General features: G+C 62.5%; 25 protein-coding genes, 1 tRNA gene and 1 riboswitch. Of the genes, 13 read left to right on the forward strand and 13 right to left on the reverse strand.

The window, feature by feature from the left end; translation table 11 throughout:
• The coding region (locus VFZ66_06720) for a hypothetical protein (GenBank protein HEX6288866.1) at positions 1 to 483 on the reverse strand (483 nt) is incomplete at its 3' end.
• Positions 484 to 1,182: 699 nt separating this feature from the next.
• Positions 1,183 to 3,477 (reverse strand): ATP-dependent helicase, encoded by a 2,295-nt coding sequence (locus tag VFZ66_06725; protein ID HEX6288867.1) that lies wholly within the window; start codon positions 3,475 to 3,477, stop codon positions 1,183 to 1,185.
• 287 nt (positions 3,478 to 3,764) lie between these two features.
• Between VFZ66_06725 and VFZ66_06730 the strand changes: the two genes are divergently transcribed.
• From VFZ66_06730 to VFZ66_06740, 3 genes are read left to right on the forward strand one after another with little or no spacing between them, the layout of a single operon-like run.
• Positions 3,765 to 4,223 (forward strand): NUDIX domain-containing protein, encoded by a 459-nt coding sequence (locus VFZ66_06730; protein HEX6288868.1) that lies wholly within the window; start codon positions 3,765 to 3,767, stop codon positions 4,221 to 4,223.
• On the forward strand, positions 4,220 to 5,002 hold the full coding sequence (locus tag VFZ66_06735) for a serine hydrolase (GenBank protein ID HEX6288869.1): 783 nt from the start codon (positions 4,220 to 4,222) through the stop codon (positions 5,000 to 5,002). The genes VFZ66_06730 and VFZ66_06735 overlap by 4 nt, the downstream gene beginning before the upstream one ends.
• Positions 5,003 to 5,052: 50 nt before the next feature.
• Complete coding sequence (locus VFZ66_06740) at positions 5,053 to 5,871, forward strand: carbon-nitrogen family hydrolase (GenBank protein ID HEX6288870.1); 819 nt, start codon at positions 5,053 to 5,055, stop codon at positions 5,869 to 5,871.
• A gap of 49 nt (positions 5,872 to 5,920) precedes the next feature.
• On the opposite strand, the gene VFZ66_06745 is transcribed toward VFZ66_06740, so the two are convergent.
• The 4 genes from VFZ66_06745 to VFZ66_06760 form a co-directional block, all read right to left on the reverse strand.
• Complete coding sequence (locus tag VFZ66_06745; GenBank protein ID HEX6288871.1) at positions 5,921 to 6,712, reverse strand: STAS domain-containing protein; 792 nt, start codon at positions 6,710 to 6,712, stop codon at positions 5,921 to 5,923.
• Between the two features lie 425 nt (positions 6,713 to 7,137).
• A complete protein-coding gene (locus VFZ66_06750; GenBank protein ID HEX6288872.1) occupies positions 7,138 to 7,983 on the reverse strand; it encodes an LLM class flavin-dependent oxidoreductase in 846 nt (281 codons plus the stop codon).
• A 183-nt stretch (positions 7,984 to 8,166) separates the two neighbouring features.
• Positions 8,167 to 8,243, reverse strand: a tRNA-Arg gene (locus VFZ66_06755).
• A gap of 212 nt (positions 8,244 to 8,455) precedes the next feature.
• Complete coding sequence (locus VFZ66_06760) at positions 8,456 to 8,770, reverse strand: helix-turn-helix transcriptional regulator (protein HEX6288873.1); 315 nt, start codon at positions 8,768 to 8,770, stop codon at positions 8,456 to 8,458.
• Positions 8,771 to 8,885: 115 nt separating this feature from the next.
• Positions 8,886 to 8,998: riboswitch (TPP riboswitch) on the forward strand.
• A gap of 55 nt (positions 8,999 to 9,053) precedes the next feature.
• On the opposite strand from VFZ66_06760, the gene VFZ66_06765 reads away from it, so the two are divergent.
• From VFZ66_06765 to VFZ66_06775, 3 genes are all read left to right on the forward strand, one after another.
• On the forward strand, positions 9,054 to 10,211 hold the full coding sequence (locus tag VFZ66_06765; GenBank protein HEX6288874.1) for a thiamine ABC transporter substrate-binding protein: 1,158 nt from the start codon (positions 9,054 to 9,056) through the stop codon (positions 10,209 to 10,211).
• A 162-nt stretch (positions 10,212 to 10,373) separates the two neighbouring features.
• Complete coding sequence (locus tag VFZ66_06770) at positions 10,374 to 12,086, forward strand: iron ABC transporter permease (protein HEX6288875.1); 1,713 nt, start codon at positions 10,374 to 10,376, stop codon at positions 12,084 to 12,086.
• 140 nt (positions 12,087 to 12,226) lie between these two features.
• Entirely contained in the window at positions 12,227 to 12,982 is a 756-nt protein-coding gene (locus tag VFZ66_06775; protein HEX6288876.1) for a hypothetical protein, read from the forward strand.
• 92 nt (positions 12,983 to 13,074) lie between these two features.
• Here the strand turns inward: VFZ66_06775 and VFZ66_06780 are convergent, their stop codons facing one another.
• Complete coding sequence (locus tag VFZ66_06780; protein ID HEX6288877.1) at positions 13,075 to 13,299, reverse strand: ChaB family protein; 225 nt, start codon at positions 13,297 to 13,299, stop codon at positions 13,075 to 13,077.
• A gap of 115 nt (positions 13,300 to 13,414) precedes the next feature.
• Between VFZ66_06780 and VFZ66_06785 the strand changes: the two genes are divergently transcribed.
• The 5 genes from VFZ66_06785 (at position 13,415) to VFZ66_06805 (ending at position 16,856) form a co-directional block, all read left to right on the forward strand.
• Entirely contained in the window at positions 13,415 to 14,380 is a 966-nt protein-coding gene (locus VFZ66_06785) for an A/G-specific adenine glycosylase (GenBank protein ID HEX6288878.1), read from the forward strand.
• A 78-nt stretch (positions 14,381 to 14,458) separates the two neighbouring features.
• The gene (locus tag VFZ66_06790) at positions 14,459 to 15,115 is read left to right on the forward strand and encodes a histidine phosphatase family protein (protein ID HEX6288879.1); all 657 of its coding nucleotides are present in this window, start codon (positions 14,459 to 14,461) and stop codon (positions 15,113 to 15,115) included.
• Between the two features lie 43 nt (positions 15,116 to 15,158).
• Positions 15,159 to 15,908 (forward strand): C39 family peptidase, encoded by a 750-nt coding sequence (locus VFZ66_06795; protein HEX6288880.1) that lies wholly within the window; start codon positions 15,159 to 15,161, stop codon positions 15,906 to 15,908.
• A gap of 169 nt (positions 15,909 to 16,077) precedes the next feature.
• Complete coding sequence (locus VFZ66_06800; protein ID HEX6288881.1) at positions 16,078 to 16,455, forward strand: hypothetical protein; 378 nt, start codon at positions 16,078 to 16,080, stop codon at positions 16,453 to 16,455.
• 17 nt (positions 16,456 to 16,472) lie between these two features.
• Complete coding sequence (locus VFZ66_06805; protein HEX6288882.1) at positions 16,473 to 16,856, forward strand: response regulator; 384 nt, start codon at positions 16,473 to 16,475, stop codon at positions 16,854 to 16,856.
• A gap of 121 nt (positions 16,857 to 16,977) precedes the next feature.
• Here VFZ66_06805 and VFZ66_06810 read toward each other — a convergent pair whose 3' ends face one another.
• From VFZ66_06810 to larC, 3 genes are all read right to left on the reverse strand, one after another.
• Positions 16,978 to 17,724 (reverse strand): STAS domain-containing protein, encoded by a 747-nt coding sequence (locus tag VFZ66_06810; GenBank protein ID HEX6288883.1) that lies wholly within the window; start codon positions 17,722 to 17,724, stop codon positions 16,978 to 16,980.
• Between the two features lie 773 nt (positions 17,725 to 18,497).
• A complete protein-coding gene (gene otsB, locus VFZ66_06815; GenBank protein ID HEX6288884.1) occupies positions 18,498 to 19,298 on the reverse strand; it encodes a trehalose-phosphatase in 801 nt (266 codons plus the stop codon).
• Positions 19,291 to 20,484: a nickel pincer cofactor biosynthesis protein LarC gene (gene larC, locus VFZ66_06820; GenBank protein HEX6288885.1), complete on the reverse strand. Its 1,194-nt coding sequence runs from the start codon at positions 20,482 to 20,484 to the stop codon at positions 19,291 to 19,293. Before larC ends, otsB begins: the two co-directional genes overlap by 8 nt.
• 212 nt (positions 20,485 to 20,696) lie before the next feature.
• On the opposite strand from larC, the gene VFZ66_06825 reads away from it, so the two are divergent.
• On the forward strand, positions 20,697 to 21,473 hold the full coding sequence (locus VFZ66_06825; protein HEX6288886.1) for an MBL fold metallo-hydrolase: 777 nt from the start codon (positions 20,697 to 20,699) through the stop codon (positions 21,471 to 21,473).
• Between the two features lie 8 nt (positions 21,474 to 21,481).
• The gene (locus VFZ66_06830) at positions 21,482 to 21,769 is read left to right on the forward strand and encodes a putative quinol monooxygenase (protein HEX6288887.1); all 288 of its coding nucleotides are present in this window, start codon (positions 21,482 to 21,484) and stop codon (positions 21,767 to 21,769) included.
• A gap of 65 nt (positions 21,770 to 21,834) precedes the next feature.
• On the opposite strand, the gene VFZ66_06835 is transcribed toward VFZ66_06830, so the two are convergent.
• From VFZ66_06835 to VFZ66_06845, 3 genes are all read right to left on the reverse strand, one after another.
• Positions 21,835 to 23,091, reverse strand: coding sequence for a hypothetical protein (locus VFZ66_06835; GenBank protein ID HEX6288888.1), 1,257 nt, complete (start codon positions 23,089 to 23,091; stop codon positions 21,835 to 21,837).
• Positions 23,092 to 23,099: 8 nt separating this feature from the next.
• Positions 23,100 to 23,336, reverse strand: coding sequence for a hypothetical protein (locus VFZ66_06840; protein ID HEX6288889.1), 237 nt, complete (start codon positions 23,334 to 23,336; stop codon positions 23,100 to 23,102).
• Positions 23,337 to 23,460: 124 nt separating this feature from the next.
• Complete coding sequence (locus VFZ66_06845) at positions 23,461 to 23,847, reverse strand: DUF1801 domain-containing protein (protein HEX6288890.1); 387 nt, start codon at positions 23,845 to 23,847, stop codon at positions 23,461 to 23,463.
• Between the last annotated feature and the right edge of the window lie 52 nt (positions 23,848 to 23,899).

Genomic DNA, 23,899 nt, shown 5'->3' on the forward strand with positions numbered 1-23,899 from the left:
AATGTACTTACAGAAATCGCCGGTCTGATGGGCGACCTGATTGATAGGCGGCACGAAGCTGCTATCGCAGGCCGCCGAGGAATTAGCGTAGGGGCCGGGGCCGAGGACGGCGTTGGCGACGAAGTACTGGACGACCTTGCCGGTGTAGCCGTTGGCACGCAGGGTATTGCGGTAGGTAGTGCCGGTGCGCATCAGCACGACAAAGCTGGCTTTGGCCGCGACGGTTTCCACGCTCGTATCTTTCGGCGCGTTCACGAAGACGCCCTGCTTCACCGTTTTCCAGGTTGGCGCAGCGCGCAGCGTCGAAACTATAGGGACGTAGAGGGTTCGGCCATCGCCCGCCGCCAGCGCAATCCGGTGGGGCAGGCTCAAGCTTGCAACGCTCAGGATGAGACAGGCAAGCTTAATCAGGCTTGAAGAAATGTACCGCGAACGGGCGGTAACGAGAGAGTGATGCAACGCGGCTTGGCGTTGTGCTGACATAGGGCAGCTCCTTTTCCAGCATGGGATTGAACAGCATTTGAATACGGCATCCTGGCCGTATTCGACGTGTATGCGTTCTTCACTGTTGTACCACTCGCGACAAGGGGAATGGCACTTCCAAACAGTAACGGGTCGATCCTACATGGTGCCGATACGTTCGGCAATCCTCGATTGTCCTTCTTATGTCTAGCCTGGCCGGAGAACGGCGGTCGGGCCTATGGTCATAGCGTATAGCCCCATTCGCCAGCACAAGCATGCAGCCCCGATCAAGCCGTATGCGCCATCAAGCGCGGCTGTTCGAGCCAGGAAGTTTGCGTATCCGAGCGGATGGAAGCGCCCGTCGAAGGCAGCGCGCCAGCGTCCGGCGTCGTCCTCGACGACCCGGCGCGAGTCTCGGTATAAGCGACGTAATCGCAGCTTTGGAAGGCACCCAAAGGATTGGTAGGAGGCGGCTGGAGAAAAGAGAACCGGAAGGCAAGCCGCAAGGCTGAGTTTTGGCACAGACAAGGTACCGGGCAAAGTCGCGAATGTAAGCGCCAACGCACAGGGGCGTCGTGCAGACATAGGCTCATGTGCTCCTGTTTCGACACGGAAATAACACAACAACGCTACTACATGGGAGCGTTATTATATCGAGCATACTAACAACATTGACCGAAAAAGTCAAAGGTGGCATAACGACAGTCCATCGTATGACTCCTATGGCTGCGTGCTCTCGTCCTTGAGCGGCTCGGCAGGCGGCAGGCAGACGATCCGTGCGCTCGGACTGTCGCCTTGGCGCTGGACATGCTGCCATAGCTCATGGAAAAAATGCACCGCCTCGTCCTGCTTACCGGGCGCTGCTCCCTCGGCCTGGCGCGCGAGCTTCTCTGTGGCATCGGCGAAGCTCGTGCCGTCGAGCGGGCAGCCGCTGTGCAGAATGTAGAGACGCTCTTGTGCCCGCGTCAGCGCGACGTACCAGATCGAGCGCTCCTCGTTGCGCTTGCGGCGGCGCAGGTCATCGCGCAGCAGCGTCAGCGGGTCGGCATCGCCGCGCGTGGAGCCGGACCTGGCAGTGCTCGAATCGCCGATCACCAGCTTCCACTGCTCGTCCCACAGCACGCTGTCGACCTGCCCGGCCCGTCTGCTGGGCAGCGCCGTATTGAAGATCCAGACGACCGGCCACTCGCGGCCTTTGGCCTGATGCACCGTTGCGATCTCGACCGCGTCGAGGCTTGGCGCGGTCGGCAGCGCTACCCGTGGCTGCGTCTGCACGCGCTGCCGCAGGAGCGCGGTAAATCCGGCGATGCCGTCGGCGGGATGCGCCGCCGTGTAGTCGTCGGCGTCGCGTAGTAGTTGCTGGAGCGTCAGCTGGGCCTGCAGATCGTTCGTGGCGGCCAGATGGCGCAGCAGGCCACTGGCCTGCCAGAGCCACTCCAGGTAGGGCGCTGGCTGAAGCAGGCCCCGCCGCGACCGCGCGCTGCCGAAGAAGCGCCCAAACGTCTCAAGCCGCTCGACGATCGCGGCCCGCTCCGGCACATCGGCGGGCACGGCGGTCGGATCGTCCAGCCAGGCGACGAACGCGGGCTGCCTCGCAGCGGTGTCTGCGCTGGCGTGCGCCGGATCTTGCAGCGCCAGGAGGTGTGGCGGTATCCCGATCAGCGGGCTTTCGAGCACATGCGCCAGTGCCGGACGATCCGCCGGATCGGCCAGCAGCCGCAGCAGCGACGCCGTGCTTCGAACGGCCCAGTGGAGATAAAAGCCGCTGCCGCCGCTGATCTCGAATGGCACGCCCGCCGCGTGGAGCGCGTCCATCAGGGCCGTGAGGTTGGTCCGCGAGCGCAGCAAGACGGCCATGTCGCGATACGCCACGCCGCGCTCGTGCAATCGTCGAATCTCAGCCGCGATCACCACGGCCTCGTCGGCGACGCCTGGCACGAGATGCAGCGAAACCACCGGCTCAGCCGCAAGCGCCGGATGAGTGCGTGCCCGCCGATCGGAGGATGGGCTGAGCTCGGCCAGGCTGCCAAGCTCGCTGCCGTGGAGCGCCGCGTTGGCAATGGCGACGATCGCCGGATCGGAGCGGTAGTTCTCGCTCAGGCTGTGCTCGTTGCCGCTGCCGGTGAAGGGAAAGCGATAAATGCTCTCGGCGCGCGCCGAGTTCCAGCCGTAGATCGCCTGACGCGGATCGCCGACCACCGTCGTGCGGGCAAAGGCTGGCTGAAGCTGCTCCAGCAGCGCAAGCTGCGGACGATTCGTGTCCTGAAACTCGTCGATCATCACCACGTCGAAGCGCGACCGGATCGTCGGCGTGGCGCGCAGCAGCCGGAGCGCGGCCTGCAAGAGCTCGTCGAAGTCGAGCACGCCGCGCCGTTGCAGAGAGCCGGTGTAGGCGCTGAAGCAGTGCTCGATCAGCGGCACAAGTTGCGCCCGGTGCGCGGCAAAGGTGCTGGTCTGCTGCGCGTAAAGCTGCGGATGCGGCTCTAGCTCGTCCGTCGTGCCGCCGCCGCGCCGCAGCGCCGTCACCACCGCCATAACCTTATGCCAGGTTTCGTCGGTATCCCAGCGGTAGGCGCTGTGATCCAGCGGCACGTAGCCCGCTCCAAGCTGCGGCTCGGCCTCGACCGCCTCGCGGATCGTCTGCCAGATCTCCTGCTGATCGTCCTCGCTCAGGAGGCGCGGCGTCGGCGGCAGCCCAACCTCGAAGCCGTACTCGTGCAGCAGCCGCATCGCAAAGCCGTGGAACGTCGCGATCCACAGGTGCAGCAGCCGGTGCGGCGGCAGTATCAGCCCGGCCTCGTGCAGCCGCAGCATCACCCGTGCGCGCATCTCAGCGGCGGCGTCCTCGGTAAAGGTCAGCAGCACGATGCGCTCCGGCGTGATTCCCTGACGCACAAGCTGCACATAACGCCCGGCCAGCGTCTCGGTTTTGCCGGTGCCCGCTCCGGCGATAATCTTGAGCGGCGCGTCGTGCGCTGCTTGAGCGGCTGTCTGTTGCTGTGGGTTGAGCGGCATAGGTGTATCTCACGCTTAACTGGTGTTTGCATCGGGTCGGATCGATCCGCTACAATCGGCAGAAAGAACAAAGAACAAAGGAACAAAGGAACAAGGGAACAAAACGAGAACCAAGAACTGAGAACCGAGAACCAGGGAAACTTGAAACTTGGAACTTGGAACGTGAAACTTGGAACTTTGAACCAAGTATGGATCGAGCGCGCCGTTCCGTCAATCGCGCGGCGCTCGGCGGTAGGAGATCGATTATACGCTAAGATGTGGCGGAGACTACCGGAGGCAGAGGCACGATGACGATCACACGGGACTGGGCCGCGACGACGTTTGTGGTGCATCAGGGCAAGACCTTGCTGCTGCACCATCGCAAGCTCGATAAATGGCTGCCGCCGGGCGGCCACATCGATCCCCACGAGCTGCCCGATATGGCCGCGCTACGCGAAGTCGAGGAGGAGACTGGCCTGATGGTCGCGCTGCTCGACGCCGGCGAGCCGCTGGGCACGGTTCGCCGCCTGGCGCAGCCGCTCTGCATGCTGCTCGAAACGATCGCGTCCGACCACGAGCATATCGATCTGATCTATGTGGCGCGCGTCCTCTCCGGCGATGTCAGTCACGCGCCTGAGGAGAGCCACGGCTGGCGCTGGTACGATTGGCAGGAGCTTGACGCGCCCGAAGTGTCGATCGATGTGCGCGATCTGGGCCGCCGCGCGATCGATCTGGTGACTCAGGTTGAGCGAGAGCTACCCGCATGAGCGCGTGGAGCGACATCACGGCGCTGCTCAACGCCGCGCCCGGTGACTATAGCGTGTGTGTCTGGAGCGCACGCGGCGCGCAGCTCTACGGCTACCAGGAAGACATCGTGCGCTCTGCCGCCAGTCTGATCAAGGTGCCGCTGGCGATGGCGGTGTACGCCGCCCAGGAGTCGATGCCAGCTTTCGCGATGCAGACAGCGCTCACGCTCAACGAGGCCGATCGGGTCGAAGGCGAGGGCTCGCTCGATCGCGCGCCCGCAGGAACGATCAAAACCGTGCGCGAGCTGGTAGCACATGCGCTGATCGAGAGCGATAACACCGCCTCGAATCTGCTGATCGACCGGCTGGGCTTCGAGCAGGTCAACCAGTTTATCGGGCAACTGGGGCTGGAAACGCGGCTGCGGCGCAAGTTCATGGACTTCGCGGCGCTGGCTGCCGGTCGCGATAACACCACCACAGCCCGCGAGATGTGCGCGATCTTCTATCACCTGGTCCAGCAGCGCTACGCCGAGGTGCTGGAGTTCCTCGGTCAGTCCGTCGGCGATCAGAAGCTCGAAGCCGGTCTGCCGCCCGGTACGCCGCTGGCGCATAAGGTCGGCGATCTACCCGGCGTCGAGCACGATGCGGGGATCGTCTTCGCGCCACACGAGCCGTATATCGTCGCGGCGCTGAGTGTGGAGCTGCCCGACGTGGAGAGCGGACGGCACACGATCGCGCAGGCGTCGCGGCTGATCTGGGAGTTGATGACGAGTGCCGTGCCGGATCAACCGGCGCAGTAGCCGTTCAGTCGGCGAGCGACCGGACGGCGATGTTCAATAGGAGTATCAAGATGGAGCTACGTGTTGCGATCGGGCAAATGGATATTGCGCTGGGCGATCCCGAAACCAATCTACGCACGGTGCAGAGCCTGGCCGCGCAGGCCGCCAAGCGAAACGCCGATCTGCTGGTGCTGCCGGAGCTGTGGGGCAGCGGCTACGATCTTGAGCGCGCGCCGGAGCTGGCCGACGAGCTGAACACCGGCCTGTTTTCGGCGGTGGCCTCGCTGGCGCGTCATCACCGTCTGGCGATCTGCGGCTCGCTGCTGGAGTGGGACCCCGAAACCGAGCGGGCGTACAACACCGCGACGCTCTACGACGCCGATGGCGCGCTGCGTGGGACGTATCGCAAGATTCATCTGATCGGGCTGATGGATGAGGATCGCTACCTGGGCGCGGGCGATGCCGCTCCCGTGCTCGATCTGCCGTGGGGCCAGGGCGCGCTGGCGATCTGCTACGATCTGCGCTTTCCTGAGCTGTTCCGCCGCTACGCGCTGGATGGCGCTGGCCTGGTGCTGCTGCCGTCTGAGTGGCCGGTCCAGCGGATCGAGCACTGGCGCACGCTGCTCAAGGCTCGCGCGATCGAAAATCAGTGCTTTATCGTCGCCTGTAATCGCATCGGCGCCGATCGCGCCAATACGTTTGGCGGACGCTCGGCAGCGATCGATCCGCGCGGCTCGGTGCTGGTTGAGGCAGACGACATGCCGGGGCTGCTCTTTGCGGCGCTCAACCTCGATCTGCTCGACGAGGTCCGCAGCTTCCTGCCGGTCTTCCGCGATCGACGACCAGAGGTGTATGCCCTGGATGCCATGCCGGTGATCCGCGACGAGTAGCCCGGCTAGCAGGCGCTTTGGGATGCGAGCGGTCGCTTGCGCTGCTGAATCATGGCGCGGCGACCGTTCGCTGGTGTGTGCCGCTCAAGATGCTCTGGAGGCTCATCGCGGTACGTAGCTCGGACAGATTGATGCCCGCCGCAACAATCGCCTGTGCGACCTCTGGCCGGATGCCTGCCAGGATCGCCTCCACGCCCAGGAGCCTGGCCGCCTGCACGACGTTGATCAATCCCTGGGCAACCTGGCTATCGACGACCAGCACGCCGGTAATATCCATGATCAAGGTGCGCGCGGATGTGCGCTCAACCGCTTGCAGCGCTTCTTCCTTCAGGATATGCAGCCGCCCGGTATCGAGTGCGCCGACGAGCGGCATAATCAGCGTGGTGGCATCGATCGGTATAACCGGCACGCTCAATTCACGAATGGTTACGCGCTGCTGCTCGTTTTCTGCTAAGAGCTGCGCCTGGGCGCGAGCCTCGACTTCTGTGAGCGCCGTTTGTAGATCCGCAGTTCGCGTCATGATGCGCTGCTCGAGTTCGGCGTTGATGTTGATCAGTTGTTGCGCTGTCATCTCTGCGTTGCGCTGGGCTGTCATCGCAGTATGCAGGCTTTCGTCGATCGTCTTAGCGCCTAAAAAGCTGAGCAATGCCATAATGGCTAGTGTCAGGCTGTTGGAAATAAAGGTGCTAAAATTTCCGCCAGCGAATCTATCGGGCAGCGCGAGTGTGATGGTCAGCGCCAGGCCCGCGCTGAGGATCGTAGCCAGGCGTGCCCGTCGCTGGATCTCTGTGTCTGATGATTGAATGGTGAAGAGCCAACTTAAGAATTGTGAAATAAACACTGTTCCAAATACCTCTAGGATCTCGCGTAGAAAATAGGATACCGTGGCTGCTGTCTCATACCATGCGTGGTGCCGTAGCCTGTCTGTGTTGATACGATGATCAGCACACAGAGCGTATCAATGCAGCCAGCCAGAGCACAGCACATCGTAGTGCAGCAGATGGGCTTGTGACAGCCTCAGCGGTACTGTTGATGAGGATGTAGATTGTCGTGGTAGGGCGGGCGGATAGCGCGCAAGATTGTGCATGCGGCTGATCGTCGGATCACGCCCTCGAAGGCATACCTCTTGCTAGCGTGATTGAGCCGTACCCATGAGTTGCCCCGCCCACAGATACGGCCCATCAGGTGTTGGGAAAAGTCCCGTCACACTTTTAATACAACGCAGGGTACGTTACGATAGATACGTCCGATCATGTCTAGACTTGGTTAATCAATCCGCAGCGGGCCTCGCTCCACACGCGCTCGCAGCACATCGAGGTCGCTCGGCGGAACGTGCTCGATCCGCCAGGTTGCGCCCGCCTCGGCAGCGGAGCGGATGTAGGCGCGCTCCTGCTCCCAATCCTCGCTGCGCTCCCGCCCGCCGACCACAATATCGAAGGGCGCTGATGCGCCGCGCTGACTCTCGACAAACGCCCGCAGCGCCCGAATGTCGCCGGGTGTCATGTCTTGCCAGGCGTCGGGCGCGTGCTTGTACATGCAACTGCCGTCCCAGCGCGCCGCGCGGCGCAGCGGCCCTTGAAGCGGATAGCCGCCGCCGACCCAGATCGGGATGCGCGGCTGCTGCACGGGCTGCGGCAAGAACGTCACATCATCGATCCGGTAGTGTGCGCCGTGATAGCTAAACGGCTGCCCGCTCCACAGCCCCGCCAGCACGTCGAGCGCCTCGTCGACCATCTGGGATCGCTGTCTGGTATCGGTGATCTCGCCTAGCTTCGCGAAATCGGCGTCGCTGCCGTTGCCGATGCCCACGCCCACGATCAGCCGCCCATGCGAGAGATGATCGATCGTGACGGCCTCGCGCGCCAGCTTCCAGGCTCGTCGCCGGGAGAGCGGCGTGACGGTGATGCCCAGCCGAATCCGATCCGTCCGCAGCGCCATCGCCGCCAGCGCAATCCACGGATCGTAGGTGATGTGATCCTGGTGCCAGTGAAAAATGTAGTCTTCGAGAAAGATGCCATCCCATCCTGTGGCTTCCGCCAGATGAGCCAGCTCGGCCAGTGTACGCGCGTCGCCATATGTGCCGGCACTTGCCAGGACAATACCGGAGCGCATCTGTACCTCCTCGTGTGTTTTGGAGCGCGGCGAGTACGTCGAATCGCCTGAGGTCAAGACAGACCAGCTTAACGCCAGCCTGTGACAGCTACGGTCATAACGTGCTGATTCAACGGTGCGGCAGGAGGAAATTGGGCAAAGAAAAAGTCCTGGGCGATCTGCTCAGGACTACAGTCTACGTCTTGGCGACCCCGAGAGGGCTCGAACCTCCAACCTACAGCTCCGGAGGCTGTCGCTCTATCCGATTGAGCTACGGGGTCGTAGAACGTCCTGCAATATACCACGCAACCGCGCTCGATGCAAGTCTGTGCTCGACAGGTGCACTCATGCTCATCGCGGCATGCGCGCCACCAGCGCCGCGCCGCCCCGTAGCGCAGCAGCACGGCGCAGGGCTGGGCAGCAGGGTATGCGATTCTGCATCAGCAAGAGCAATATTGGGGGGACTCCCCCAAACTCCCGGCCTCACGCTGCACTAGCGCGGCGGATGCTCGTCCGCGCCGTACTGCTGCTCCCAGCTCCTCACGATGTCGCGCGCATCGATCACGTCGGCGATACCCTCAGGCTCGGCGCTATAGCGGAATAGCTCGCCGGGAGTGCAGTGGAAATATTCGCACAGCTTCGCCAGTGCCTGGAGCGAAACCCGATCCGACTGGTTGTTGATCATTGCGGTCAGCGTGTTCGCCGAAATACCCGTCTCCTGAGCGACCTCGTTCAGGCGAATCCGGCGATCCAGTTGGTTCTCGCGTTGGGTCAGCAGCTCACGCAGGCGAAGTCTCATCGTAGCCATATACGCTCCTCGCTTATGTCTGTGCTACCGTCAAGTATACGAGGTTCTGGCTGTGCAAGCAACTCGCATTGACAGCGTAAGGCCACGTGTGCTACGATCACCGGCGACAAATCACCATGTGTGCTAGGGGGGCCGGAAGAGTCCGGCTGAGAGGTTGGCCCGCAATGCCAATGACCCTTTGAACCTGACCTGGGTTATACCAGCGTAGGGAAGCAAGAGGCAAAACTGCCGCTGCGTTTTCTTACGCGGCGGCTTTTTTTATGCTCGTTAAGGAGTAGCCACTATGCTACGGAATATCATCGGGCTGCTGCTGGCGCTGCTGATTCTGGCGGGCTGCGGCGGCAGTGTGGGAACCGGCGCGGAGGGCGCGCAGCCGGGATCGACGGCTCAGGCCACGCAGACGACGGCGGAAACAACAGACAGCGGCCCGGCTGAGGCCCAGACGGTGACGGGCGAAACCTACCCCAACACGCTGACGGTTATGTCGCACGACAGCTTCAATCTGAGCACCGAGGTCATCGCCGAGTTCGAGAAGGCCAACAACGTCAAGCTTCAGTTCTTAAAGGCGGGCGATACCGGATCGGCGCTCAATCGCGCGCTGCTGACCAGGGGCAATCCGCTGGCGGACGTGTTCTTCGGCGTCGACAACACCTTTCTCAGCCGGGCGCTCAGCGCGGATGCCTTCGAGCCGTACGCGCCTCAGGGCCTCGACCAGATCCCCGCTGATCTGAGGCTGGACCCGCAGGATCGCCTGATCCCGATCGACTATGGCTTTGTCAATCTCAACTACGATAAATCCAGCGATCTCTTCAAAGATCAGGCGCAGCCGGAGCAACTGCCGCTTGAGGATCTGACCCGTCCCGAATTCAAGGGCAAGGTCGTCGTCGAGAATCCGGCGACCTCCTCGCCTGGGCTGGCGTTCATGCTGGCGACGGTCGACTACTTTGGGCAGGAGAAGTGGCTGGACTGGTGGCGGCAGATGAAGGAAAACGGTGTGGTGGTAGTCGATGGCTGGGAGACAGCCTACTACACCAACTTCAGCGGCTCGTCCGGCCAGGGGCCGCAGCCGATCGTCGTGAGCTACGCGACTTCTCCTGCCGCCGAGGTAGCTTTCTCCGAGGGCAAGCTCACCGAGCCGCCGACCGGAAACATCTTGCCGCCCAAAGGCTCGTTCCGCCAGATCGAGTTCGCGGGCATTCTCAAGGGCACCAGGAACCGCGCGCTGGCCGAGAAATGGATGGACTACATGCTCTCGCAGCGCGTGCAGGACGACATCATGCCGCAGATGGTCGTCTATCCCGTGCTGCCCACAGCGAAGATCCCGGAGGTCTATCAGCAGTTCGCGCCGGTGCCGCAAGCGCCCGCCACGCTCGATCCTGAGACGATCGCCCAGAACCGCGATACGTGGATTCGGGAGTGGACCGAGGCCGTGCTGCGCTAGCCGAGCGAAGAACAAAAGAACTGGGTGCCATGCGGGTGCCCTCTGGGCATGGGCACCCGCATGGCACCCGGCGCACCAAGAACCGAGAGGAAACTCTCTCCCCCTCTCCTGCCGCAGCGGGAGAGGGGCCGGGGGTGAGGGCCTGAACGTGAAACTGGAAGCGTGAAACTCGAAACTCGAAATGGGGATCATCGGTGGCGACTCGCCGTGCGCGGCAGCCTGGCGCTGCTGCGCGTCGCGCTATCTGGCCTGCCGCTGATCTTCTTCGCGCTCTTCTACTTCTACCCGCTGGCCGCGATCCTGCGGCTCAGCTTCACCTCCGCCGAGCAATCGGTCGCTGGCATGGCGGCCCTGTGGCGCGACAGCTACTACCTGCGGGTGCTGTGGTTTAGCGTCTGGCAGGCCACGCTCTCGACCGCGCTGACGCTGGCTTTTGGCCTTCCGGCGGCGTATGTCTTCGCGCGCTACCAGTTTCGGGGCAAGACGCTGCTGCGGGCGCTGGCGACGGTGCCGTTCGTGCTGCCGACGGTCGTCGTGGCGGCGGCGTTCGCGGCGCTGCTGGGCCAGAACGGCCTGGTGAATACGGCGCTCGGCGGTCTGCTTGGCCGCGACGCGCCGCTCAGGCTCGACAACACGCTGACGCTGATTCTGATCGCGCACGTCTTCTATAACTTTACGGTGGTGCTGCGGATCGTCGGCGGCTTCTGGGCCAATCTCGATCCGCGCATCGCGGATGCGGCTCGCGTGCTCGGCGCGAATCGTCGGCGCGTCTGGTTCGAGGTAACGCTGCCGCTGCTGATGCCTGCCCTGGGCGCGGCGGCGCTGCTGATCTTTCTCTTCACCTTTACCGCATTCGGCACGATCTTGATCCTTGGCGGGCCGCGCTTCGCGACAGTCGAGGTCGAGATCTACCGGCAGGCCGTCGATTTCTTCAATCTGCCGATCGCCGGAGCGCTGTCGGTGCTGCAAATCGTCGCTACGCTGGCGCTGACGATCGTCTACACACGCCTGCAGGAGCGCGCATCGCTGCCCCTCGATCTGCGGCCCCAGGCGACACTACAGCGTCCGGTGATCGGATGGCGGCGCAGGCTGCTGGTAGGGGTGGTGCTCGGCGTGATGCTGGTACTGCTGCTCGCGCCGCTGCTGGCGCTGGCCTACCGCTCGATCGCGCTCGGCGGCGAGTGGTCGCTGCGCTTTTACCGGCTGTTGCAGCAGAACCAGCGCAGCTCGTATTTCTTCGTGCCGCCGCTGACCGCTATGCGCAACTCGCTGATGTTCGCGAGCGCGACCACGCTGCTGGCGCTGCTGCTGGGCGTTCCCGCAGCCTACTTGCTGACGCTCCGGCAACGTCTGCTGCGGGCGATCCTCGATCCGCTCTTCATCCTGCCGCTGGGCACGTCGGCGGTGACGCTCGGCTTCGGCTATATCATTGCGCTGGACGAGCCGCCGCTCAATCTGCGCACATCGCCGCTGCTGGTGCCGCTGGCGCACACGCTGATCGCGCTGCCGTTCGTCGTGCGGGCGGTGCTGCCGGTGCTGCGCGGCATCGATCCACGGCTGCGCGAGGCCGCCGCCGTCCAGGGCGCTGGTCCGCTGCGGGTGCTGTGGGAGGTGGACGTGCCGATCGTAGCGCGCGCGATCGTGGTCGGGGCGGTCTTTGCCTTCACCGTCTCGATGGGCGAGTTCGGAGCGACGCTGCTGCTCTATCTGCCGGAGTATCCGACGATGCCGCTGGTGATCTATCGCTTCATCGGGCAGCCCGGCCTTGCCAACTACGGCCAGGCGCTGGCGATGTCCACGCTGCTGATGCTGGTGACGGCGCTTGGCTTTATCGCGATCGAGCGGCTACGCATCGGCGACATCGGCGAGTTCTAAGTATCAGTTCCGCGAATGAAATCTTCAGAGCTGCTACGCCGCTACAGTCGAAATAAGCCTCCGTACAATGACAGGCTTAATCGCTTGCGTTTGATCATATAATCGAGATTAGCTTGAAATCATGTAGTGGAGGTGTCAGTATGGCCGATGGTAATAATATCCCACCTCAACGATCGATCTTTCAAGAGTATTTGGCGCTGGTCGTTAGCTTATTCTCCTTTGCGGTAATCGCAACTTTAGGAGGCATCACTATCTGGAATAGTGATAACACGTCTGAAACAGCCACAACGGTTTTTAATGCCGTCCTGCCGCTGCTTGGCACGTGGGTCGGGACGGTTCTAGCGTTCTATTTTACACGGGAGAATTTTGAGGCGGCGAATCGCGCTGTGACACAGGTCGTCAACCAGCTTACGCCGCAAGAAAAGCTAATGTCTATTCCGGTACGAGACAAGATGATCGGCAAAGCGGATATGCATGTTGAGGCAATCACCGCCGCGAATCCCGCGAATCAGATCATCCTGATCGAGATGCTGAGCAGGCTGATCCAGGCCCAAAAGGGCAATCGTATTCCGATCTTGGATGAAAATGGCTGCCCCGAATATGTCGTCCACCGCAGCTTTATCGAGCGCTTCATTACCAATAAATCGCTAAGCGGGGGCGCTCAACCGCTCAACACGCTCACGTTACAGGATCTACTGGACGATCGCGACGTTGGCGAGAAGCTCAAAACAAGCTTCGCGCTCATCAGAGCAGACGGCACGCTGGCCGACGCGAAGGACGCAATGGGGAAGACGCCCAACTGCCAGGATGTGTTTGTAACGGCGGGCGGAACCAGGCACGAGCCGGTCGTGGGCTGGATCACGAACGTGATCATCGAAGAAAACTTGAAGGTTTAAGCTCGTTGCAGACGCGCCGTTAGCATGCTGCTTGACGATCTAGTGCGCAGCGGACGTTGAGGCTGTACGCGGCGCGTCGCTCAGGTATCCTGCTACCTGCCGCGCTCCTGCTCGGCTTTCGCCTCCCAATCGCCGGTTTCCTCGTTCTTCTCGTACGTGTGCTTCACCGCCGCCCACGCCACGCGATGCGCGCGCTCCTCGTCGTGGTCGTACTCGTCCCACGCGCTGTTGTAGGCCGCGCGGTAGATCTCCTGCGCGTGTCTGGGTAGATGCTCGCGCACGCTCTCTGGTAGATCCCTGAGATGTTGATAGGGCATGCCGCTCCTCCTTACCTGCCTCAAACAGTAGCACGACGCTTGCCGCGATTCGTCTCGGCTGCACAGACGAGCGGATTATTGGTACAATAGTTTTGTGAATAGCACTGAGCCCACGATGACATCCACGTCTGCGCCGCTCGTCCTCGACCGCGCGCAGCTTGCGCGCATCCAGCAACATCTGATCGCCTGGTTCGACGCGCATGGCCGCGATCTGCCGTGGCGACGCACCCGCGATCCGTATCATGTGCTGGTTTCCGAGATCATGCTGCAACAGACACAGGTCGATCGGGTCAGGCCCAAGTATGCGGCGTTCTTGCAGCAGTTTCCCTCACTTGAGGCGCTCGCAGCCGCCACGCCCGGCGATGTTATTCGCGCATGGGCCGGTCTGGGCTATAACCGCCGCGCGCTCAACTTGCAGCGCACCGCGCAGGCAGTGCTCAGCGAGCATGATGGTCGCTTCCCCGACACGCCCGAAGCGCTGCGCAATCTGCCCGGCATCGGGCCGTATACCGCAGGCGCGGTTGCCTGCTTCGCCTTCGAGCGCGATGTGGCCTTCATGGACACGAATATTCGGCGCGTGATCCGGCGCGTCTTTGTCGGGCCGGATGAGTCGGCTGAGAGTAGCGATCGGGCGCTGCTGTCGATCGCCGAGGCTGCCGTGCCGCAGGGCCAGGGCTGGGCCTGGAATCAGGCGATCATGGAGCTGGGCGCGCTGATCTGCACCGCCGCCAGGCCGCGCTGCCAGATCTGCCCGCTCCGCAGCGAGTGCCGCGCCTACGCCGCGTGGCGCGCCGCAGATGAGGCGGTGTTTACCTACACGCCCGCGCCCAGACCCGCCCGCGCCGTGGCCGAGCGCCGCACGCCATTTACCAGCACATCGCGCTATTTCCGTGGCCGCGTCGTCGATGCGCTGCGCCAGCTTCCGCACCATGCGTGGCTGCCGCTGGCCGAGCTGGGGCCGCTGGTCAAGCCCGGCTGGACGCCCGACGAGCACGACTGGCTGATCACGCTGCTGCGGGGCCTGGCCGCCGACGGATTGATCGAGCTGGACGAAGCGGCGCAGCAGGCGCGTCTGCCCTAAGCCTCCTTCGCTTATCCCTTCACCCCGACGAATCGACGAAACCCTGGCGCTTTTGTCGATATTCGGTATCCTAAGCACATGACAACAATCGTTCTTATTCGTCACGGCGAGACTGAGTGGAATCGGAGTGGACGCTGGCAGGGCCAGGCCGATGTGCCGCTCTCCGAAGACGGACGGCAGCAGGCACAAGCCCTGGCCCGTCGCCTGAAGCACGAGGGCACGACCTTCGATCATCTGTATGCCAGCGATCTGAGTCGCGCACTTGAGACGGCTCAGGCGATTGGAGCGGCGCTGCGGATGCCGGTACATCCTTTTCCGGCGCTGCGTGAGATTAACGTCGGCTCATGGAGCGGCCTGACGCGCACTGAGATTATGGCGCGATTTCCCGGCGCGTTTACCGGCTTTTTTCATTCTCCCGACGGCGAGAGCCTCGACGCATTCAGGGACCGCGTGGGCGAGGGGCTGGTGCATCTCGCGCAGCGGCATCCCGGCGAGCGGCTGGCGATCGTTACGCATGGCGGCACGATTCGGAGTATGCTCCAGTATGTGGCGCTGTTGCAGGGCCAGCCCGATCCGCCGTCGCTCCCTTTCATCGGCAATACCTCGCTGACGGAGCTGGAGGTACAAGGCGGCGTGTGGCGCATCGTGCGGCTCAACGATCTGGCGCATCTGGACGGCGATCAAGCGCCCGATATGCTGTCTCCACAAAACGAGAGCGCTGTCGTATCATCATAGAGCAGGGATTGCCTGGGCGGATTCCGTATGCTTGAGGTGCGAGATGACGCGCAACATGTTTCCCGACTATGTTCACTGCATTGTGGCTGATGCAGACGCGGAGCGCTGGCCGATCCAGCAGCAGGGGATCAACGAGTGCGGCTGTACGGCTCCGGCCAATGCGCTCAATCTGCTAATCGGAGAGCGCCGCTACGACAAAGATCAATTTCTACGCGAGGCCGGGCTGTTCTTCCAGCGTAATCTCGGCGGCTCGCCCTCGCCGATCAGCGGCTGGCTGATCAAACGCCAGGGCTTTGGCACGCACTTCGGCTCGCTGCGCAAGACCGATGCAGAGGTGGTGCTGCGCGACCTGATCGATCGCCGTGTGCCGGTGATCGTGGAGCTGGGCGCGAACCAGTGGGGTCCGCTCAAGATCTACGGTCAGCATTCCGTGGTGCTGGTAGGCTACAGTAACCCCTACACCGATGCCAGCGGCCAGCAGCACGAAGAATATTACGTTGTCGATGCGCAGTACCCGACTCCGATCGATGCCAGCGCGTTTGGCCTGCACACCAACGATGTCGATCGTGATGGCGATGGCGTGGCCGAGCCGCATCCCGGCAATCGCACGATCCCGCGCGATCTGTTTCTGCTCGACTATCCAACCGGTATCTATTTTCCGGTCTTTCCCACGCAGGAAGAGCACGATCGCTGGTATCGCGAGCATATCCGTCCGGCGGCACAGATTCCCGTGTTCGGCGCGGTTGTCTCCAGCCTGCTGACCGGCACGATCGATCTTTGGCGCGTGGTGTGACGGTGGTAGAATGATCTCAATGGAGCATCAAGGATGATGTGCAGACAGACATGCGCTGATCTGGCCGTAGGAACAGGGAATGTGTGGAAGCCACTCCTCCACCCCGGCCTGACGGCGCATGAGCCTGTGGCAGATGAGCCACCAGCGATTACGAGATGGTGTCGAAGCTATGCAGCCATTACTGTTGCTTATTCCCGACTTGTTCTTTAGCGTCAAAGTCGCCGATACGGCGCGGGCGCTCGGCTATCAGACGCGCGATGTGGCGAACGCCGATGCGCTGGTGGCGGCGGCGCGAGAGGGCACGGCTGGCGTGGTGCTCGACACGCAGGAGCGATCGGATTGGCAGAGCGCGGTGCGTGTGCTCAAATCCGATCCTGCGACGGCGCAGGTGCCGGTGCTGGCCTTTGGTTCGCATGTGGATGTCGCGGCATCGCGCGCGGCGGTCGCTGCTGGCTGCGACCGGCTGGTGACACGCGGCAAGCTCTCGCGTGAGCTGCCCGATCTGCTCCAGAGCTTGATCGGGGCCTCAGGCGATGGCAAGGTTTAGTGTACGAGGAGTTAGCTGTGCCTGGTCCTTTTCCTGCCATTATCGTCGTCGAGGACGCTCCCGACATTTTGATTGTGCTGCGGCGCGTCCTCCACGATCTTCAGCTGGAGCACGATATTATCACCGTCGACAATGGCCTGAGCGCGCTCGCCCAGGCGTCGCAGCATCCGTGCGCGCTGCTGATCACCGATTACATGCTGAGCGGCATTAATGGCCTTGAGCTGGCGCGCGAGTTTAAGGCGCGCTGGCGAAGCGCGGTGATCATGATTACCGCGTATGCGACGCCAGAGCTGCGCGAAGCCGCCAGGGCTGCCGGAGTGGATCGCTTCCTGTCTAAGCCGTTTATGGTCGAGGCTCTGGAAGAAGCGGTCTACAGCATGCTACGGACGCAGCCATCCTGAGCCTCTACCTCCCGCAGGCGCGGCGCATCTTTGCGTACTGGCTCTACAAGCCGCGCAAGCTCATCTTTCCACGTCTTTGGCTAGCCCGGAACGATCACGATCCCGCGTGCTGTGCGGTGGATCAGGCGTGCTGTGCAAATGCCACGCCGTCCTGGAGCGTGCTGAACGACCGGATACCGGTGAGCTGCACGCCAAGCGAGACGAGCGTTTGCGCGACATCGGGGCGGATACCGGTGAGCACGGCTCGCGAGCCTAGCAGCCGTACCGCTTGAGCGGCCTGGATCAGACTACTCGCGACCTGCGTATCGACAGCTGCAACGCCCGTAATATCGATGATCACGACCTTGGGCCGTCGCTCGCTCACGCCCTCCAGCAGCGCCTCCAAGATCTGCGCGGCACGCTGCGTATCGACCGCGCCGATGAGCGGCATGACCAGCACGGTGTCGCTGATCGGGATCAGCGGCGTTGATAGCTCTGCCAGCGCCGCCTGCTGCATCTGGATGATCCGCTGCTGCTGCTGGCTGACGAGCTGCTGCTGACCGACCAGCTCGTTTTCGGCGTGCTTGCGGTTGGTGATGTCGAGAAAGCACCAGACTCGGTGGATTTCATGATCGGCGCCACGGCTGGGCTGCGAGGAGCGCTCGATCACTCGCCCATCTTTCAGCGGCACCTCGTCGCGGATAACTGCGTGGGGATCGCTATTGATGGTGATAATTTTTGAGATAAAGTCATCGGGCTGCGTAAGCTGATCCAGAACGAACGACATCATTGCCTGGTTATCGTCTGCCAGAGCGCCGGGAATATGCCAGATATCCAGAAATTGCTTGTTGCAAAAGAGCGCCTGACTCTGGGGATTTACGACAAGCACGCCTTGATCGATCGTTCCTACGACCGTTGTCAGGAGATCGATCGCAACCTGTGTGCCTAAACCGCTGATGGTGCCTTGAAAACGATCAACAACAGCCCCGTTAACTGACATTGCCTTCACCCCTTGCTATTGTTACCTTTGTGAAAAGCCTAAAGTTTCGTGTTGCTTCGGGAGTCGTTCGTGCGATGGTCGATGCATGTGATGATAGTGAACGCATCGGCTATTCGACACGGCAGATAGCACGCGCTATTCAAGTGTTTAGAAACAACGATGGATCAGTAACACCTGATTTCGAAAGGGGGGTGTGGTTATAATCGGCAATACGCCCATGTGGATCGACCCAGCGATGGTGATTCTACCCACCAAAGGTTTACCACTATTGCCGTCAAGAATCCCTGGTACTATGGTCGTATTGAGACTCCGGCTGTTGGTCTATTCGTTACAGGATGATAGTGGTGGTAGGTAGGCTCGACGCATGGCACTGCCCTGCCTGAAGATATTTCGACCCTGTGCTGGTGCGACCTACAGAAAGAATAATCGATCCTGGGTGGGCTCCTGCTAGATGGCAGTATGTCTTACACGACAAGTACTCGATGGGATATGCCCCCTGTGTGAGCGATGGCCGGATGATTCAAAGTGGCCCCACTAAGAAGAATGCATCATTTATTGCTTTTATCACAGCCCCGAATCAAAGGAGCCTGCGTAGATTTGGTCGTCGCGCTGTGAGTAGAGCCTGCTTTAGTATATTTGTTTCTTTCACGCCGTCATCCAACTTAAGACAGAGGCTCGGCGGCAAAAATGGCGTTGAACTGTGCCAGCAGCCGCTCGACTCCGGCTACGCCCTCGACCATCATATCGGACAGCGCGTGCACGATCGGCGGTGTCTCAAGCGCGGCCACGCCCACGTTGAGCGTCTTACACGCGCCGCGTTCGCGCAGCTCGCGTAACACCTGAAACGCATCGGCATCGGTGCGATCGTCGCCGATAAAGATCGCGCTGCGCAGCCCGTACTGCTCGACCAGCCAGCGCGCGGCGGTGCCCTTGTTGGTTGCCAGCGGTGGCCGAATCTCCCAGACCATCCGCCCCTGCGTCAGCACGACATTGTGTTGCTCGGCAAGCGCGTGGAGCAGTGCGCCCAGCATCGTCTCCGCCAGCGCCGGATCGTCGGTCAGGCGATAGTGGATCGACGCCGTCAGCCCTTTGTTCTCGAAGATCATGCCCGGCAGCGCGATACGCTCCTGAGCCGCGCGCAGTACGGCATCGACCGCTCGGGCATAGCTCACGGCTTCGGGCAGTGGCTCGGCTGCGCCGCCACGCCAGATCTCCAGCCCGTGATTGCCGATATAGATCAGATCGGGCAGGTCGACGAGGGCTGCGGCATCGGCGGCGGCGCGTCCAGAAATCGCGGCGACCAGATCGAGCTTTTGGGCCAGCAGCCGCAACTCGCGGCGAGCCGCAGGCGTTACCCTGGCCGCCATGGGCGTGGGCGCAATCGGGCTGAGCGTGCCGTCGATGTCGGTCAGCAGGCCGCAGGGCCGCCGTGCCACCATCTGCCTGAGCAGCGTCTCAGTCATGGCCGATCGCCTCCTGAGCTGCCGCATAGACCGCGCGTAGTGGGATGTTGTGCGCGCGCGCAATCCTGGCGCAATCGTCGTATTCGGGCGCAGCGCCAAGAAGCTGCTCCTGCCAGCGCTGCTCTTTGACCCGCACCGCTCCCCAGCGGGTCATGACCTGCCGCGCGGCCCGTGAGCAGATCCAGCGCTCAAGCGGCTGTCGGCGAATGCCAAGGCTGGTCGTTTCGCGGAAGATCGTCTCGACGGCGGCGGCCTCATCCGCCGGGCGGACCAGCGCCGATAGCATCAGCGCGCTGCGGCCTTTCTTCATGCCGATCGGCGTCCACCACACGTCGAGCGCGCCGCCGTCCATCAGGCGCTCGGCGACGTACGCCAGTTGCTCGGCGGGCTGATCGTCGATGTTGGTTGCCAGCAGCACCACCTGATCCTGCGCCTGCTCCGGCGCTGTCGGCTGTCTCTGCCGCTCGTCGCGTGCCTCGCCGATCCAGACGCGCACGGCGTTAAGCCGTCCAATGTCGCGCCCGCCGAAGCCGTAGCCGGTAGCGGTCAGCGTTAGCGCCGGACGCTCAAAGGTTGCCAGCTCGGCCAGCAGCGCCGCTCCGGTTGGCGTTACCAGCTCAAAGGGCGTCGCGTCGGGCTGGATCGGGGCCTGGACCGCTCCCAGAAGGCGCAGCACTGCCGGGCCGGGCACGGGGATCTGCCCATGCGCGGCCTTGACCCAGCCAGATCCCAGCGGCAGCGCCGAGGCATAGACCTTTTCGATGCCCAGGAGCTTCAGCCCGATCACCGCGCCGACGATGTCGACGATCGCGTCGAGCGCGCCGACCTCGTGAAAATGCACCTCGTCGCGGCTGGTCCCATGCACGGCAGCCTCCGCGTCAGCCAGCCGCGTGAAGATCGCCAGCGCCCGCCGCCGAACGTCCGATTCGAGAGCGCTGGCCGCGAGAATATCTGCGATGTCGCCGAGATGTCGGTGGATCTGCTGCTCCGTGGTGCTAACGTGCAGCCGGGTTCCGGCCATGCCATAGCGTACCACGCGCTCGGCGGCAATTTCCCAGCCTGGAACGTTCAGCTTGCGCAGCTCGGCCTCAAGCTGCGCGAGATCCAGCCCTGCATCGACGATCGCGCCGAGAGTCATGTCGCCGCTAATGCCCGAAAAACAGTCGAAATATGCAATACGTGTCATCGATCTTTCCACTTAGTAAGCGCGTGAGCGCTCGTCGCTGCTGCGGTGCTCATCAAACCGAGCTTGAATCCGGAGGCATGTGCCAGCTCTTCAAACAGCGCGGGCGCTCGTCGCTGCTGCGGTGCTCATCAAACGGTGTGCCAGCCGCTCCCGATTGACACGATACCGCGCCGCTTTTATACTCGCTGGCATCCGTATCAGGAGCATCCGCTATGACTCAACGCTTAGTCATCTTGGGCGCGGGCACGGCATTGCCCGATCGCGACCGCGATAATACCTTTTTGGTCTGGGACTCGCCCGCCGGTGGGCTGCTGATCGATTGCGCTGGCCGCGCCTACCAGCAGTTGCTCCGCGCCGACATCGATCCGAAGAGCTTGCGCGGCGCGCTGCTGACCCACAATCACCCCGATCATATCTATGGCCTGCCCGCCTTCTTGTTCCACCTGTGGCTGGCGCAGTATCCCGGCACGTTCGACGTGTACGCTAATCCGTCGACGCTGGCGATGGCGCGGCGGCTGTGCGAGGCGCTTGAGCTGGAGCAGCACGGCCATATGTGCGCCACGCGCTGGCATGAGCTGCCGGAAACCGCCGACCACGAGGTGCTCGTCACCGACGCCTACGCCGTCTCGACCACGCCGGTTCGGCATAGTCGGCCCACGCTGGCGGTGAAGATCGTCGATCGTGAGCAGCAGCAGACGGTGGTCTACTCGTCCGATACCGAGCCGTGCGCGGAGCTAGAGCAGTTCGCGCAGGGCGTCCATACGCTGATCCACGAGGCGACGGTGACTGATCCAGTCAACAATTATAATCACACGACGCCGCATCAGGCGGGCGAGATCGCGGTGCGCTGCGGCGTTCGGCGGCTGGCGCTGATCCATTACAGCGCCGAGTACACGCTGCCGGAGGAGCAGACGGTCGCCGAGGTGCGCGCCGCTGGCTTCACCGGCGATGTGTCGCTGGTTCGTGAGCTTGAGGTGTATAGCCTGTAGGTGCTTTGATGCTAACGCGGCTTGTACGAATGTATTTTCAGCCCGATAAAGTCGACGAGTTTCTGGCCTTTTATGAGCAGCTTCGGCCCAAGATCGCGCAGCAGCCCGGCTGTATCAGCGTGCAACTGCTGCGGCAGGCCGATGATCCGGCGTCGTTCGCGACCTGGAGCGTGTGGGAAAGCAAAGCGGCGCTGGACGCCTACCGCACCAGCGATTTCTTCAATAGCTTCTGGCCGCAGGTCAGGACATGGTTTCGCCAGCGCGCCGAGGCGGTTTCGTTCGATCTGGTGGAGTAGGATGTCCTGACCCTATCGCTTGCGCGCTGCCCCGCTCCTCTCGCAGCAGGAGCGGGGCAGTTATGTTACGACTCGTCGGGCGTTTGCCACTGCTGCCACAGCCGCCTGAAGTTCGCCGCCGGGTCCTGCCAGTAATCTTCGGTGTCGAGCAGCGGCAATCTGGCCTCCTGCTGGGTGCCCGGCTGCTGCCCAAAGCGCTGCACCGCTTTGCCGACCGGCAGCTCGTCGCCGCCGATGTCGAAGAGGCCCATCATCTGCTCGCGGCGGCTGTGTGCCTCGGCGGGCACGAACGGCTCGCCGTAGCAGAAGGCATGGCTCAACCACACGCCCGGCACGCCCGCTGCGCGTAGCTCCGGCAGCGCCGTCTCGACTAACGTGGCGTAGGCATCGGGATCGAGCAGCGGCTGCTCGACCGCGCGACCGTAGGCTCGATCGGCGAAGACCTTGCCTGCGGCGTTGACAACTGCGGGCGCGCCTACGACCAGTACCGGCGCTGCGCGACCCAGCGAGTAGGTCAGCGCCGCAACGAAGCGCAGCAGCTCGATCGTGAGCGGCTGGCCGGTGAAGGCTGGCTCCGGGGGTACCAGGCTGATCGCGGGAGTGCCGCCCGCCTGCGTGATGGCTTCGGGACGCGGCCCCTCGCGCCGCACCAGCGAGCGCAGCGGCGCGCTGTAGAAGAGCGCGCCGCGCGCGCCGTGCTGACGGGCAACGTCGAACGTTTCGCCCAGCCACTCGGCAGCCGCATCCGACGACGAGGGCGTGCGGGCTAGCTCAATGCCGCTGCCCAGTTCCCAGCCGCGAATCACCGGATGGTCGGCGAAGTTGCCGATCACCTCTTCGATCAGCTTGCGCTGCGCCGCGCGCATCGCCGGATTGGTCCACAGGTCGCGGACCTCTGTCTCGTGGCTGGTGCGCTCCCAGACCAGCGGCGGTCGCGTCTCGCTGCGCACGATCAGCAGCGGCCCGAACTTGGTTGCGAGCGTCAGGTCGGCGGCATAGCTGGCGGCGGTGGTCCAGGCGGGGAGGTGGATCGCGCCCGCCACGCTCAGCGGGAAGAGCTGCGGCACTACGCGCAGCCGCGCATCGCTGGCCTGCGCCAATGTCTGCTCAAGCATCCGCAGCGCGCCAACCGCGACTCGTTCGGGCCGTGGCTGGAACTCTTCCCAGTGGAGCGGCAGGCGGATCGTGTTGAGGCCGATCGCCGCCAGTTGTTGAAACTCTTCTCGAATCTCGCCACGATCGAAGTTCGCCCACAGGAGCGAACCTTTGCGTCGCGGCCAGTAGGTTGCGCCTAAGCTAAAATCGTTCATAGCGGTTGTCATGTGTTGATTCAATGAAACTCGGCAATGATCTCGATCTTCCCGACGATATGCTTCCGGAACTCATTCAGGTCTTCGGCAGGAATCCTGTACTCCTGGTGCTGTGAGCTACCGGCTACCTGAATATTATACCGATCCAGAAAGGCCGTGCGCACCTGAAAGCGCGTGACGTGGCCGACGTAGCCCGATGCGGTGTCTTTGGTGTTCCACTCCCTGACGATCTGCGTGGCGTACGCCTCGGTGAGCACCGGGTAAACGATCGGCTAGTGGGGCAGCAGCGCCGGAAAGGTGCCGCGAGCTACCGGCTATCGATCAAGCTCGCCTGCACCCATGTCCTCAGCAGCCGCCCGTGCAGCACATGATGGCTAATGTTCACGTCCGCTTCTTCGGTTTTGCTGCCTTTTCCAGATTCTCCTTGACCCTAAACTGCACAATTCTGCTGATCAGGTCGAAGGGAATCGGTTTATCTAAAGGAAACTGCACCGATCCCTTTCCTCCCTCATACACAGAAAGTTCATCCTTGAATGCCTCAATTCCGGTCGGCACAGGGTAAAACCCGATATGGTTTTTGAAAGCACCAAAATGAACCAGATTGCCGTTCAGCGTGAAGGTCGGCATCTGATACTTGATTGTCGCTTGCGCCTCGGGTGCCGCCTGTCTAATCGTCATCCGTATCTTTTCGAGAATAGCCTGCACATCCTCCGGAAAGCCCGCGATATATTCGTCTATTGTCTTGGGGGCTGTTTGATCGGTTTTCATAGCTCGCTCTCCTTTCATCAGAGTCCGAACTCATCCTGAACAGCCCAACTAT

Source organism: Herpetosiphonaceae bacterium (assembly GCA_036374795.1).
Lineage (GTDB): Bacteria > Chloroflexota > Chloroflexia > Chloroflexales > Kallotenuaceae > LB3-1.

What these genes read in the sequence shown, in the direction of transcription:
- VFZ66_06780 (HEX6288877.1), bottom strand. Translation starts at nt 13,299, where the DNA reads ATGCCCTATCAACATCTCAGGGATCTACCAGAGAGCGTGCGCGAGCAT.
- VFZ66_06825 (HEX6288886.1), top strand. Translation starts at nt 20,697, where the DNA reads ATGACTCAACGCTTAGTCATCTTGGGCGCGGGCACGGCATTGCCCGAT.
- VFZ66_06750 (HEX6288872.1), bottom strand. Translation starts at nt 7,983, where the DNA reads ATGCGCTCCGGTATTGTCCTGGCAAGTGCCGGCACATATGGCGACGCG.
- VFZ66_06830 (HEX6288887.1), top strand. Translation starts at nt 21,482, where the DNA reads ATGCTAACGCGGCTTGTACGAATGTATTTTCAGCCCGATAAAGTCGAC.
- VFZ66_06800 (HEX6288881.1), top strand. Translation starts at nt 16,078, where the DNA reads ATGCAGCCATTACTGTTGCTTATTCCCGACTTGTTCTTTAGCGTCAAA.
- VFZ66_06760 (HEX6288873.1), bottom strand. Translation starts at nt 8,770, where the DNA reads ATGGCTACGATGAGACTTCGCCTGCGTGAGCTGCTGACCCAACGCGAG.
- VFZ66_06835 (HEX6288888.1), bottom strand. Translation starts at nt 23,091, where the DNA reads ATGACAACCGCTATGAACGATTTTAGCTTAGGCGCAACCTACTGGCCG.
- VFZ66_06765 (HEX6288874.1), top strand. Translation starts at nt 9,054, where the DNA reads ATGCTACGGAATATCATCGGGCTGCTGCTGGCGCTGCTGATTCTGGCG.
- VFZ66_06725 (HEX6288867.1), bottom strand. Translation starts at nt 3,477, where the DNA reads ATGCCGCTCAACCCACAGCAACAGACAGCCGCTCAAGCAGCGCACGAC.
- VFZ66_06735 (HEX6288869.1), top strand. Translation starts at nt 4,220, where the DNA reads ATGAGCGCGTGGAGCGACATCACGGCGCTGCTCAACGCCGCGCCCGGT.
- VFZ66_06795 (HEX6288880.1), top strand. Translation starts at nt 15,159, where the DNA reads ATGACGCGCAACATGTTTCCCGACTATGTTCACTGCATTGTGGCTGAT.
- otsB (HEX6288884.1), bottom strand. Translation starts at nt 19,298, where the DNA reads ATGACTGAGACGCTGCTCAGGCAGATGGTGGCACGGCGGCCCTGCGGC.
- VFZ66_06790 (HEX6288879.1), top strand. Translation starts at nt 14,459, where the DNA reads ATGACAACAATCGTTCTTATTCGTCACGGCGAGACTGAGTGGAATCGG.
- VFZ66_06785 (HEX6288878.1), top strand. Translation starts at nt 13,415, where the DNA reads ATGACATCCACGTCTGCGCCGCTCGTCCTCGACCGCGCGCAGCTTGCG.
- VFZ66_06730 (HEX6288868.1), top strand. Translation starts at nt 3,765, where the DNA reads ATGACGATCACACGGGACTGGGCCGCGACGACGTTTGTGGTGCATCAG.
- VFZ66_06845 (HEX6288890.1), bottom strand. Translation starts at nt 23,847, where the DNA reads ATGAAAACCGATCAAACAGCCCCCAAGACAATAGACGAATATATCGCG.
- VFZ66_06775 (HEX6288876.1), top strand. Translation starts at nt 12,227, where the DNA reads ATGGCCGATGGTAATAATATCCCACCTCAACGATCGATCTTTCAAGAG.
- VFZ66_06740 (HEX6288870.1), top strand. Translation starts at nt 5,053, where the DNA reads ATGGAGCTACGTGTTGCGATCGGGCAAATGGATATTGCGCTGGGCGAT.
- larC (HEX6288885.1), bottom strand. Translation starts at nt 20,484, where the DNA reads ATGACACGTATTGCATATTTCGACTGTTTTTCGGGCATTAGCGGCGAC.